The sequence below is a fragment of the Novosphingobium sp. BL-52-GroH genome (assembly GCF_044813085.1).
Classification (GTDB): Bacteria; Pseudomonadota; Alphaproteobacteria; order Sphingomonadales; family Sphingomonadaceae; genus Novosphingobium.
The window spans coordinates 1206399-1219317 of sequence record NZ_CP171152.1; the positions used below are offsets into that span (position 1 = coordinate 1206399).

The window sequence follows — 12919 nt, forward strand, 5'->3', positions numbered from 1 at the left end:
TGATCCGGGGTGACGATCTGTTTCTCCCGTCCGGGTGTTTCTCACGTCCGACCCGGCACCGTCAGGTTGAGCACTACGGCGGTCACCGCCGCCGGCAGCACGCCCGACCCCAGCAGCACCCGCAAGGTCTCCGGCACATGCTGGAGCGCCGACGGCTCGAGTTGCAGCCCCAGCGCCAGCGACAGCGAGACGCCGAAGATCAGCATGTTGCGCTGCGTCCACTCGACTCCCGCGAGCATCGAGGTCGCCGCCGAGGCGACCATGCCGAACATCACGATCACGCCGCCGCCCAGTACCTCGATCGGAATGGTGGTGATGACCGCGCCGACCTTGGGCAGCAGCCCGCAGACCACCAGGAACAGCGCGCCCACGGTGACGACGTGGCGGCTCATCACTCCGGTGATCGCGATCAGGCCCACGTTCTGGCTGAACGTCGTGTTCGGCATCGCCCCGAACACCGCGGCCAGCGCCGTGCCCACGCCGTCGGCTGCGACCGCGCCGGAAAGCTCCCGGTCGGTCGCGGGACGGCCCGCATTGCCCTCGCAGATGGCGTCGACGTCGCCGATGGTCTCGATCGAGGAGACGAAGCCGGTCAGGCAGAAGCCCAGGATCGCCGAGGCCGAGAGGGCGAAGCCGAAGTGGAACGGGCTAGGCACCATGACGAGGCCGGCCGAGGCCACCGGCGCGAAGTCGATCCGCCCCATCGCCAGCGCCACGCCGTAGCCCGCCATCAGGCCGAGCAGCACCGCGGCGGTCGACCAGATGCCCCGCCCGAAGAAATTGAGCGCCAGCGTCACCACCACGACCACCCCGGCCAGCAGCCACGACTGCCACGCGCCGAACGCGGGCGTGCCGACGGCGGGAACCCCGCCGGCGGCGTACTGGATGCCGATGCGCATCAGCGAAAGCCCGATCATCAGCACCACAAGCCCGGTGATGAGTGGCGGCAGGGCGAAGCGGATGCGCCCGACGAACACGCTCAGGAACGCATGGAGCACCCCGCCGAACAGCGCCGCGGTGGTGAGCGCCGCCATCGCCTCCACGCCCTTACCCGCAACGATCGGGATCATGATCGGGATGTAGGCGAAGCTGGTCCCCTGCACCAAGGGCAGCCGTGCGCCGACCGGGCCCATGCCGATCGTCTGCAGCAGCGTGGCGATCCCGGCGAAGAGCATCGCCATCTGGATCATGTAGATCATTTGCGACGGGTCCGCCGATCCGAAGCCGAACCCGCCGGCGCCGGCGACGATGATCGCCGGCGTCATGTTGCTCACGAACATGGCGAGGACGTGCTGGATGCCCAAGGGCACGGCGGCGGGAAGGCCGGGGAACCAGTCCGGATCGCGCGCCTGGGCCGGGGCGATACCGGCAGTGGGGGTGGTGACGGCGATCTCGGCGGAAGTCAGGGCAGTCATCACGCGGTTCCTGTCAGGCGAAAGTCATGAGCCGATCGAGCGAACGGTTGGCGGCGCGCAGCACGTCCGTCCGGCGGACCTGCACGAGGTCGGCATCGCGCACGACGGCGCGGCCTTCGACAAAGACGTCGCGGGCGCCGGTGGGCGGAGCCAGCACCAGTCCGGCGACTTTGTCCCACGCCCCGGTCGAGGCGACGTGGGCCATGTCCCAGACCGCGAAATCGGCGCGCTTGCCCGGCTCCAGCGACCCCACGTCGCGGCGCCCCAGCACGTTTGCGCCGCCCCGTGTGGCGAGATGGAGCGCCTCGCGCGGGTCGAAGCGGTCGGCTCCCTGCGTCACCCGCTGGAGCAGCATGGCCTGGCGCGCCTCGGCGAGCAGGTGGCCGGAATCGTTGGAGGCCGAGCCGTCGACGCCCAGCCCCACCGGAACCCCGGCGTCGATCATCGTGCGCAAGGGTGCGATGCCCGATCCCAGCCGGCAGTTCGAACAGGGGCAATGGGCCACGCCGGTGCCGGTCCGCGCGAAAAGGTCGATCTCGGCGGCGTCGAGCTGGACGCAGTGCGCGTGCCACACGTCGGGCCCGGTCCAGCCCAGCCCTTCGGCATATTCGCCCGGACGGCAGCCGAAGCGCTCGATCGAGAAGGCGACGTCGTCCGCATCCTCGGCAAGGTGCGTGTGCATCATGACCCCTTTGTCGCGAGCGAGCAGCGCGGCGTCGCGCATGAGGTCGGTGCTCACCGAGAAGGGCGAGCACGGGGCCACCGCGACCCGCAGCATGGCGCCATCGGCATTGTCGTGGAAGCGGTCGATCACGCGGATGGTGTCGGCCAGGATCGCCGCCTCGTCCTCGACCACGCTGTCGGGCGGGAGGCCGCCCTTGCTGGTCCCCACGCTCATGCTCCCGCGCGTCGCGTGGAAGCGCAGGCCCACTTCCCGGGCGGCATGGATCGAATCGTCGAGCGTCACCCCGTCGGGGAACAGGTAGTGGTGGTCCGAACTCATCGTGCAACCCGACAACGCCAGTTCGGCGAGGCCGAGCTGGGTGGCGGCGAAGACGTCCTCGGGCCGGTAACGCGCCCAGATCGGGTAGAGCCGCTTGAGCCAGCCGAACAGCGAGACGTTGATCGCGCCCGGCAATGCGCGGGTCAGGCTCTGGTAGAGATGGTGGTGCGTGTTGACGAGTCCGGGCGTCACCACGCACCCGCGCGCATCGACGACCTCGTCGGCGTCCTCGGCCAGCGGGGCCAGTTCGGCGCTGGTGCCCACGGCGACGATGACGCCGTCGCGCCAGGCCAGCGCGCCGTCGGCGATCTCGGTGCGCGCATCGTCCATGCACACCAGCACGTCGGCGTGGCGAAGGAGCTTCATCGGCCCCCGCCCCCGTCATTGCGAGTGGCGAAGCCGCGAAGCAACCCGGCCCGGCCCAAACCGCCCTGGGTTGCGTCGCTACGCTCGCAATGACGAGGCAGGTGGGCTTCGTGCTGCTCCGCCCCGGCCATCAGGGCGTCGCGTCCTTGTAGCGGTCCCAGTTGCCGAGCAGTTCGTCGACGACCTTCGATCCCACCGTGTAGAGGTTCTCCACCGCCGCCTCGAGCCCGGCATAGCCTTCGTTCTCGCGCAGGAGGTAGGTCGCGGCATCGACGCCCGGCGGCGGCATCGTGAAGTTGGAGCCCGCGCGCACCACCAGCACGCGGTCGCGGTCGGCGCGGCCGATGGCGTCGAGGTAGGTCATCGACTGCATGACGCCGGTGTCCTCCATCGCCGAAGTCACGAACTCGCCCTTGCCGCCGCTCCAGTAGCGGACCCAGCCGTTGGCCCAGTCGGTCAGCTTCTCGCCGTGCCAGAAGGTCATCGCCGACAGCGTGTCGCCCTCCAGCACGAAAGGCGGTTCCTGCGCGTGGGGATAGTCGACGAACCGCGCCCGCTCGGTGGCGATCGCCGGGCTGTCGGGAAGCTCGATGTCCTTGGTGAGGTCGAAGGCCCACTTTTCGAGCGTGGGATTGATCGTGTAGACCTCGCCACCCGAAGGATCGGCCTTGCCGGTCATGTCGTTGGGACCCTTGGTCTGGCGCGGGAAGTAGCCGGTCTTCCAGTCGGCCGGGATCTCGCGCGCGTCGATCTCGTGGGCGAGGTCGCCGTCGACGACGTAGCGCGCCCAGGCCACCGATCCGATCGAGGCGTCCTCCGGGTCGATGCCGGCGATGCCTGCGACCAGCCAGTAGGACTGCGTGAGATCGAAGCGCTGGTCGAGACCGAGCGCCATGATCGCGGCGGTCGACCGGGCGGTGCCGATGCCGGTCACCACGCCCAGCACCTGCGTCTCGGGGTTGTAGTACAGGTCGTGGAAGGACTGCGGGAAGGGAATCCGCTGGGTCAGTCCGCGGCGCGCCTTCCATAGCTGGAACTCGCCGGCGACGTCGCCCTCGTCCTTGCCGATCTCGAACAGCGAGACGATCACCACCTTGACCGGCAGCGGGTGGGCGCAAGACCCGCCCGGCTCGCAGTCCTCGATGGACGCCGCGGCGGGAACATCGGCCGCGAAGGCCGGCGCGGCGATGGACAGCATGGCGCCCGCGATGAATGTGGCGAGCGTCTGGAAGCGCATGGGATACCTTTCGAAAACTTGTTCCGCCGCCGTCGTGGCAGAGGAAAGGCGGGAGCGCCAGCCGAGGCGGGCGCTCCCCTCGTTCAGGTCAGAACTTGTACGAGACCGTGCCCTGGAAGCTGCGCGGCAGCTCCGGCAGAACGATCGTCGAACCGAACAACTCGGTGAAGTTCGCACGGAAGTACTTCTTGTCGGTCACGTTCTTGACCACGGCGCGAAACACGAACGGGCCCGTCTCGTACGTCGCCGAAACGTCGAACTTGGTGTAGGCCGGCAACTTCACCGCCTGCGAGACACCGGAGTAGACCGAGTCCACCGACACCATGCTGCCGGCCAGGGCGATGCCGTTGTCAAAGGCGTAAGTGGCCGTCAAAGAGTAGAGGTTGGTCGGGATGCCGGCACGGCGCGCGTCGCTCTTGCTGGTGATGGGCACCAGGCCGATCGGCTGGCCACCGAGGTAGAGCGCCGGATTGGTGACGTTGACGAGGTCCTCGATGCCGAAGAAGCTGAAGGTCGAGCCTGCCTCGATCGCGGTCAGGTTCCACACCTTGGTGCGGGTGTAACCGCCGGTCAGCAGCAGGTGATCGTCGACCGACCAGCGGAACTCGGCTTCGAGGCCCTTGGTCTCGACCGCCTGGTTCACGGTCATCGACTGCGAGCTGTAGTCGGTGCGCTTCTGCTTGTAGACCGAGACCGCCGCATAGAGGCGATCGTCCAGCCAGCTACCCTTGAGGCCGGCCTCGTAGAGCTTCGATGCCGTGATCCAGGTGCCCGCGGCCAGGTTGAACGGATCGATTTCCGCCCCCTGCCCGGCGATCACCACCGACTGCCTGGCAGCGGTGACGTAAGGGATCAGGCCGAAGGGCAGCTTGTAATTCGCGCTGGCCGACCAGGACCAGGCGCCATCCCGGTCCTTCGCGCCGGAAATGTCCTTGGGAGCCTCCATGAAGGCCTCCTGGAAGTTGGAGACACCCTTGATCGTGTCGTAACGCGCACCAAGCGTCACATCGAGGCCGAACTTGAAGTCGAGATCGACCAGGCCGGCAAAGCCCAGGTCGGTATAGTGGCCCTTGACGTAAGTATCGTAGTTGCAGTTGCACTCGGTCGACAGCAGACGGTCGCTGGCCGGGGTGTAGCCCACGGTCAGGTCGACGCGATGGAAGTATTCGTAGTTGAAGTCTTCCGCGTGCTTGAAATTGGTGTAGCGGATCGAGGGCGAGAGCTGGATGGCGAACTTGCCGGCATCGTTTTCGATCGTCTTCGAAACGACGATCTTGTCCTCGATCACGTAGGAATCGTGGAATTGCGAGAAGCCGTAGGCGTTCTCGTTGATGTTCTTGTAGCCGTCGTAGAACAGCTGGTTCTTGATCTCGATGTCGCCGGGACCGGTCCAGATGAGGTCGGCGTAGAGCGTGGTCGCCTTGTTGTCGAGGCGGTCGTCCTTGCCGGTCAGCGTCTTGCGGCGGCTGAGCTTGGCGGTGCCGACGTTAGTCAAGGCAAGGTACGGGTAGGCCGCGAAGGTCGCGTCGGTAAACATCGTCGGGCTGGGCAGGAACACGCTCAGGCTGCCGAAGTTGTTGGCTGCCGCCGTGTTGATCTCACCCACCGACATCTGCCCGTCGCCGTTGGTGTCGAGCGACTGCGCCGAACCGGTGATGTAGGTGCCGTTGTCGACCAGGTCCTGCGTCAGGCGGTTCCAGCCGCCGTTCTGCTGACCCTTGTAGTTCTGGTACATGCCGCCGAATTCGAGGCGCAGGTCGGGAGTCAGGTCGGTGTCGAACGCAGCTTGCAGGATGGTCTGCTTGGTCGACATGTTGTCGTAGTAGCTGCCCGAGTTCTCGACTTCGGCGTATAGGCTGTAGCCGAATTCCTGCGCGCCCAGCTTGCCGGGACCGCGCAGTTCGGCGGCGATGTCGGCCTTCTCCCAGCTGCCGCCGGTGAAGCTGATCTTGCCTTCGGGGCTAGCCATGTACGAGCCGCCCTGCACGCGCGCGGACTTGGGCACGAAGTTCATGTAGCCGCCGGTCTTCGACGGACCGTAGATCGGCGAGGCCGGGCCGCGCACGATGTCGATGCGCTCGGCAGCGGCGATCGGGGTCGGATAGTTGCCCGGGTTGTCGAGGCGGCGCACGCCGCGGAAGTAGACTTCGCCCGGGGTGCCGCGGATGTCGAGCGCGCCGCCGACGCCGAAGAACGAGTTGGTGAACGTGCCCGGCGACTGCGCGACGAGGTCGTAGATGTCGGTGATGCCGAAGCGTTCCATCTGCTCCGAGCTGATCGTCGAGACCGAACGCGGCGTCTCGGTCACGGTCTTGTCGAACCCGAACACCGAACCGACGCCCTCGATCGGCAGCGCGCCCAGCGATCCGGTGACGACGATCTCGTTACCGTCCGCGTCGGTGGCCTGGTCGGCGGCGGCCTGAGCGAAGGCGGGCGTGCTCATTGCAGTGCAGCACAGAAGTGCCGTGACGACGGCCAAAGCCGGTCTGCGAAGCGTACCGGATTGCGATGCACCCCGGAACTTGCGCGTATTGAATCGGATCATATCCATCATGTTATGCCCCCTGAATACGGCTAATCGAGCAGTCCTGCCCGCCAGCCGTGAGCTGGTTTTTGTGTCCCTCCTCTCCCGTCGACCTGATATGCTGCGGCGCATCATTGCACTGATTTTGGCGTCCGCGAAGTGGTATTGAAGACTAGTCTCCCTTTGATCCCTGTTTGCCTTCGAAGCGGCCGAGCGCATGCTCGAACGCATCGAGATTGGTTTCCAGCCGGGCCTGGAGCCTGGCCTTCTCGCTGCCGGCCAGGAAGGCCTTGCAGCGAGTGTCGGCGAAGCTCGCGGCGCAAGGCTCGACCGTCTCGCCCAGATGCCGCCCGCGCCACAGGCTGGCGCCCGGCACGAAAGCGTATTCGAGGCTGGCGCGGGTCATTTCCTTGAGGTCCGGATAGCGCAGGCCCTGCTGGGTCACCGCGCGCACGTATTCGTTGCTCATGTCCGAGCGCAGCACGCCCTCGTCGTCGGTCGAGAGCATCACCGGCACGCCCATCGCGCGGTAGAGGCGGAGCGGGTGGTTGCCGCCCTCGACGCCCAGGATCACCGCGTTGCTGGTGAGGTTGATCTCGACCGCGATCCCATCGCGCGCCATGCGGGCCAGGGTTTCGGGCGATTTCGCCTCGTAGGCGATGTCGACGCCGTGGCCGATCCGCTTCGCGCCCGCGTCCACGGCCTTGGCGATGTGGTCCTCGAGGTCGAGCGGTGGCACGAGGCCCAGCGTCAGTTCGCCCGCGTGCATCGTCACCTTCACCTCGGGATACTTCTCCTCGAGGAAGCGGAACATCGCCATGTGCAGGTCATAGTCGCGCAAGGCGACCGGATCGTCCTCGGGCATGACGATGTTGACGCCGACGAAGCGCGGGTCCTTGTGCGCCAGCGCGAAGCCCGCCAGCAGCGAGCGCCAGACCATCGCCGGGGCGACCCCGCGCATCCCCGAATAGAGGTAGCGCACCGCGACGTCGCAGCCGACGCGCGGCGCGCTGGTATCGCAGCCCAGCCGCCCCCGGGCCTCGGCCTCGTTGCGCGTCACGTCGGCGACGGTCTCGTCCAGCAGGCCTTCGACCGTCGCGATCTCGCGTTTGTAGGACGCGGCCAGCATCCCGGCGTCGAGCGGCGTGTCCGGTGCCTCCGCCATGTACCGCGACAAGCGCTCGGGATTGTACATCAGCTCGAGGTAGACGAGATGGTTGCGCCCGGCGCTGGCATAGGCGTCGGCCAGCCAGCGCGGCGCTTCCCCCTCGGCGGCGAGACCGAACTTGTCGAAGCTGGAGAAGAACTGGCTGTGGCCCGAGACTTTCTCCGGGCCGATGCCCTGCTGGAAGCCGCGCGTCGAGATCGCGTCTACCAGCCTGGCGTAGGTGAACGGGTCCTCCACCGCCATGACCGCGACCTGCCGTTCGCGCGGGCACGGCGCCGGGGCAATGCGCGAGATCGCCTCGTCGGCGCACAGGCCCCTGGCGGCGGCCACCTTGAGGAAGTCCTCGGCATAGACCGAACCGCCCAGGTGGTTGTGCAGGTCGCCACCCTTGGGCATCGCCTGGAGCACCACGCGCAGTTGCCCGGCATTGCCGGCGACTTTGTCGACCAGCGCGGCAGTGGCCGCCTCGCTCGCCGGGTCGGCATGGGCAGGCAGCGCCGCCGGCGGCAGCACGAGGCACAAGGTCAGCAGGGAAAGCAGCAGGCGCTTCACGGTGCCGGCGCCTCCGGGATCGTGTCCCTGTATTTGTCCCAGTGCGCCAACAGTTCGTGGACGACGGGCGCGCCTACGCGGTAGTTCGCCTCAAAGGCGACTTTCTGGCCGGCACCCTCGTTGGCGACGCTGTCCACCGCAGAGACGCCCGGCGGCGGCATCGAGGGGTTGCTGCCGGTGCGCAGGACCAGCACGCGGTCGGGATCGACCAGCCCCTGCTTGCCCGCGATCGCCATCGCACCCGCCATCGACTGGCTTTCCATGTTCGTCATCGCAAAGCGGCCCTTGCCGCCGGTCCACAGCCGGACCCAGTCGCGCGCCCATTGTGTGCGGCCCGGCCCGTGCCAGTAGCGCACCGAGCCCAGCGTCTCGCCCAGCAGCACGAACGGAGGCTTCTGCGCCTGCGGGAAGCCCTTCCAGCGCGCGCGGTCCTTCTGCAGTTCGGCGCTGTCCGGGAGCGGCACGTCCCTGGTCATCGCGTAGGCCCAGGAGGTCAGGCCCTGGTTGAGCTTGACCGACATCGCCAGCTTGCCGGTGTCGGTGAAGCCGGCGAAGTCCTCGGTCGCCGACGGCAACGTGTTCGGCTTGTCCGAACCGATGGCGAAGAGGCCATAGGGCCAGTCCCCGGGCACCTCGCGGTCGTCGAACTCGCGCAGGGTATCGCCCTGAACCACCCAGCGCGACCACGCCGCGCTGCCCACCGAGGCGACTTGCGGGTCGACCCCGGAAATGCCGGTGAACAACCAGTAGGTCTTCGTAAAATCGAAACGCGGGTCGAGCAGCAGCGCCATCAACTGTTCGGCGACCCCGCCCAGCATCGTGTCCGGGCTGCCCCAGACCATGCCGTACAGCCCCTGCGCATTGCGCCGCAGCGGATGGAGGGGCCCCTTGAGCGGGATCACCTCGTCGAGATGCTCGCGCTCCGCCCAGAGCTGGAATTCGCCCGGCGCGTCGCCGGTGTCGGCGCCCGGTTCGAAGTTGGCGATGACGATCGCCTTGACCGGGATCGGCGTCACCTTCGGCACTTCGGGCACCGCCGGCTCGGCAGCCGCCACCGACACGGGCGCGAGGACGCCCGTCGCGCAGGCAAGCGCCAGCGCACGCAAACCGGCCCGCCGGAGGCCCCAAGATCGAATCGCAGTCATCTGTACCCTGAACCCCGCAATCGGGGGCGCCCAGTCGGCGGGTCGGTGGAAACCCGATGGAAAGTGCGCCCCCGTCCGAAAGTGCGGTTCCTCGGGTGCTTTGAGGCTTCGGGGAGGGTCGAAGCATCAGCGCGCCGGTCGGCTCGCACCTTTCGGTGTTGCAGCAAGTGGTAAGGCACTTGACTCAGGCCGAGCAAACGCAATGAATCCCACGCAGCGTTGCAAAAATTAGAGCAGGTCCGGAAAAAGCCCCATGCCCGCGTTCTCGCGTTTCCTGAGATACTTCATGGCGGTCGGCCGCCACGGCTCGATCCGCAAGGCGGCGGACGAACTGAACGTCTCCGCCTCGGCCATCGCGCGCCAGATCCTCAACGTCGAGGCGGACATCGGCACCCCGCTGTTCGAGCGCCTGCCCACCGGCCTCAGGCTCACCGCGGCCGGCGAGATCATGATGGCGGCGGGCAACCGCTGGCAGAAGAACATGGTCGACATCCGCGCCCAGATCGAGGACTTGCGCGGCCTCAAACGCGGCCACGTCGAGATGGCGATCATCAACGCCTTGTCGAAAGGCCATATCCCCAAGGCCGTCCGCGCCATCCAGGAGCGCTATCCCGGCATCACCGTGGGCGTGCGCGTGCTGGGCAACGACGACGTGCGCAAGGCCGTCGCCAACGGCGAGGTCGACTTCGGCATCCTGTTCGACCCCCAGTCCTACCGCGACCTCACCGTGCGCGCCTTCGTCGAGGTGGTGCTCGGCTTCATCACCCCGGCGGGTCATCCGCTCGGGAACTTGCGCGAGGCCCGCTTTTCCGCCTGCAACGGCTCCCCGCTGATCCTTCCCGCCGAGACCCTCGCCGTCGGCCAGCAGATCGACGTCCTGATGGGCGCCACCGGCATGGACGTCGAGCGCAAGGCCACTTCCGACAACATCCAGATGATAACCTCGCTGGTGCAGGAAGGCGTGGGCATCGGCATACTCTCCTCGCTCGACGTCATCACCGAGGTGCAGTCGGGCCTGCTCTCCTTCACCCGCATCTCCGACGCCCTGCTGCGGCCGATGACGCTGGCGCTGTGCACCAATGCCGCCCGCAACCCCTCCTACGCCGCCGGCATCGTCCTGTCCGAGATCGAGGTCGGCTTCGCCCGCCTCAGCTACCCCGAATCGATGCGACGCGAGGCGCAATCCGGGGACTGACCGCCCCCGCCCGATTGCCCTCGCGCCCCAGGACGGATATCCGCAAGGGCTTCCCCACATCGCCCGCACAGGATTCGCGAGAGATGAGCCACAGCGCCGAACCCGAACTGCACTACCTCGAATACTACGAGGACTTCCTCGCCAAAGTCCGCGTCCTGTCGCGCAAGATCGCACAAGGCGAGTGGAAGCCCGACTTCGTCATCGGCGTCGGCCGCGGCGGTCTGGTGCCGGCGGTCTACATCTCGCACCAGCTCGAGCTGCCGATGCTCTCGATCGACCATTCCGCCAAAGTCCCGGGCTTCGCCGACGAACTGCTCGGCAAAGTCGCCGGGATGAGCGCCGAAGGCCGCCGCCTCCTCTTCGTCGACGACATCAACGACAGCGGCGGCACCATCGAATACATCCGCACCCTGCTGGGCAACAACGGCTGCGAACCGGACAACCTGCGCTTCGCGGTCCTCATCACCAATACCCGCTCCAAGGCCGTCGCCGAGCTGTGGGTCGATGCCATCGACCGCGACGAGGACAAGCGCTGGTTCGTCTTCCCCTGGGAGTCGGTCGGCACCAAGGAGGCCATCGTCGAGGAAGCCCGCTCCGTTCCCGAACGACTGGGCTGACGGCATGCGGATCTGCGTCTACCTCGGCTCTTCCGCCGGCAACAGCCCCGTGTACCGCGAAGCCGCCGAGCAGTTCGGCACCCTGCTGGCGAGCCGGGGCATCGGCCTCGTCTACGGCGGCGGCATGGTCGGCCTGATGGGCGTCATCGCCGACGCGGTCTGCGCCGCGGGCGGCGAAGTCATCGGCGTCATCCCCGAAGCCCTGCGCGCCCGCGAGCACGACCACCAGGGCATCACCGAACTCCACGTCGTCAAGACCATGCACGAGCGCAAGGCGATGATGGCCAACCTCGCCGACGGCTTCGTCACCCTCCCCGGCGGCATCGGCACTTTCGAGGAGATGTTCGAGGCCTGGTGCTGGTCGCAGCTCGGCTACCACAACAAGCCGGTCGGCCTGCTCGACGTCGGCGGCTTCTACTCGGGCCTGCGCCAGTTCATCGACAACGTCGTCGACGAGGGCTTCCTCCAGCCCCGCCACCGCGCGATGCTGATCGTCGAGAAGGACCCCGAGACGATGATCGACCGCATCGTCAACTACACGCCCCCCGAAAACGAACACTGGCTGGGCGCCCGGGACGTCTGACCAGAGGCCCGACCCGGCGCCCGAGGTTTACACGGTTTACACCGTCCGGAAGGACCTCCCCGCTCCGAGAGGTCCTCCCCGCTCCGGGGAGGGAGTGACTTGAACTCCATCCCCGCCATCGCATCCACCCGCGCGAAGGCGCGGGCCTGCCACGCGTCCCAGCGCCCGGCGCTCGCCCGCCGGAACGCCGCAGGATCGGGCGCCCGCGGCCAGGCCGGATCGGGCCCTGCATCGAGCGCCTCGGTCGCGTTGAGCCACGCCTCCCTCGCCGCGTCGAAGGCCGCCCCGGCACTGGCGCAGACATAGGCCTCGCGCCCCGGCGGCAACGACTCCGCCTCCCCGCACGCCTCCCCGGCCATGGCGAGATCGACGAGATCCGCGCCCGGATGCTCGCCCGCGACCAGCGCCAGCACCTCGTCGAAGCGCGCCGCCAGGTCCTCGCCCCCACCCTCGCACGCGCCCGCCCCCACCCCGACCGGCCCCACCGCGACCGCCCCCGCCGCGACCACCCCCGTCGCGACCGCCCCGGCCATGTCCTGCGCCGCCCGGTCGAGCCGCCCGAGATGCGCCAGCAGCAGCCGCGTATCGAAGCGCCGCCGCGTGCCCACGCATTCGCCGCGAAACCACACCGCCTCCTCGACCCCGTCGAGCGCCCGCGTCGCCAGCACTTCCTCGACATGCGCCCGCGCCAGCACCAGCGCCGCCGCCCACCCTTGCGCGAACAGACCGTCGCGCCGCCGCAGCAGATAGGCCGAGGTCCGGCTCATCCCCACCGCCGCACAGGCCGCCCGCACGTCGCCCTTGCCCGCGAGATGGTCGAGAAACCGCACCTTGCGCGCCGGGTCCCAGGCGGTGTGGGAGACGAAGGGCAGTCCTGATTCCAGAAGATCGGAAGCGGAGGAGGAAGAAAAGATACGAGGGCCATCGCCCTCGCGCGCCCGGGACTTTTCCGATGCGCCCGGGGGCAAGGACGCCCCCGCCTCCCCGCCCGGAAGGCCGATGTCGCGCGAGACGGGTATCCACCCCCGCCCGAACCGGACGCGTTCCTCTCCCTCCGTGAGAGGGGGACCATCTGCAGGATGGTGGAGAGGCACAGGCGCTTCCCCCGCCCCAT

At 68.0% G+C, this 12919-nt stretch carries 10 protein-coding genes; 3 read left to right on the forward strand and 7 right to left on the reverse strand.

The window, feature by feature from the left end; translation table 11 throughout:
* Positions 1-41 precede the first annotated feature (41 nt).
* The 6 genes from ACFFDA_RS18315 to ACFFDA_RS18340 form a co-directional block, all read right to left on the reverse strand.
* The gene (locus ACFFDA_RS18315; protein ID WP_404482215.1) at positions 42-1415 is read right to left on the reverse strand and encodes a uracil-xanthine permease family protein; all 1374 of its coding nucleotides are present in this window, start codon (positions 1413-1415) and stop codon (positions 42-44) included.
* Positions 1416-1428: 13 nt separating this feature from the next.
* Complete coding sequence (locus tag ACFFDA_RS18320; RefSeq protein WP_404482216.1) at positions 1429-2784, reverse strand: 8-oxoguanine deaminase; 1356 nt, start codon at positions 2782-2784, stop codon at positions 1429-1431.
* A 130-nt stretch (positions 2785-2914) separates the two neighbouring features.
* Positions 2915-4021 carry a purine nucleoside permease gene (locus tag ACFFDA_RS18325; RefSeq protein ID WP_404482217.1) on the reverse strand — a complete coding sequence of 369 codons (1107 nt, stop codon included), beginning with the start codon at positions 4019-4021 and terminating at the stop codon, positions 2915-2917.
* A gap of 88 nt (positions 4022-4109) precedes the next feature.
* Positions 4110-6566, reverse strand: coding sequence for a TonB-dependent siderophore receptor (locus ACFFDA_RS18330; RefSeq protein WP_404482785.1), 2457 nt, complete (start codon positions 6564-6566; stop codon positions 4110-4112).
* A gap of 151 nt (positions 6567-6717) precedes the next feature.
* The gene (locus tag ACFFDA_RS18335; RefSeq protein ID WP_404482218.1) at positions 6718-8265 is read right to left on the reverse strand and encodes an adenosine deaminase; all 1548 of its coding nucleotides are present in this window, start codon (positions 8263-8265) and stop codon (positions 6718-6720) included.
* Positions 8262-9371 (reverse strand): purine nucleoside permease, encoded by a 1110-nt coding sequence (locus ACFFDA_RS18340; protein ID WP_404482219.1) that lies wholly within the window; start codon positions 9369-9371, stop codon positions 8262-8264. Before ACFFDA_RS18340 ends, ACFFDA_RS18335 begins: the two co-directional genes overlap by 4 nt.
* A 292-nt stretch (positions 9372-9663) precedes the next feature.
* Between ACFFDA_RS18340 and ACFFDA_RS18345 the strand changes: the two genes are divergently transcribed.
* From ACFFDA_RS18345 to ACFFDA_RS18355, 3 genes are all read left to right on the forward strand, one after another.
* A complete protein-coding gene (locus ACFFDA_RS18345; protein ID WP_404482220.1) occupies positions 9664-10605 on the forward strand; it encodes a LysR family transcriptional regulator in 942 nt (313 codons plus the stop codon).
* An 83-nt stretch (positions 10606-10688) separates the two neighbouring features.
* The gene (locus ACFFDA_RS18350) at positions 10689-11222 is read left to right on the forward strand and encodes a phosphoribosyltransferase (protein ID WP_404482221.1); all 534 of its coding nucleotides are present in this window, start codon (positions 10689-10691) and stop codon (positions 11220-11222) included.
* A gap of 4 nt (positions 11223-11226) precedes the next feature.
* Entirely contained in the window at positions 11227-11805 is a 579-nt protein-coding gene (locus tag ACFFDA_RS18355; protein WP_404482222.1) for a TIGR00730 family Rossman fold protein, read from the forward strand.
* On the opposite strand, the gene ACFFDA_RS18360 is transcribed toward ACFFDA_RS18355, so the two are convergent.
* On the reverse strand, positions 11757-12773 hold the full coding sequence (locus ACFFDA_RS18360) for a hypothetical protein (RefSeq protein ID WP_404482223.1): 1017 nt from the start codon (positions 12771-12773) through the stop codon (positions 11757-11759). The two genes, ACFFDA_RS18355 and ACFFDA_RS18360, sit on opposite strands and share 49 nt — an antisense overlap.
* Positions 12774-12919: the final 146 nt, after the last annotated feature.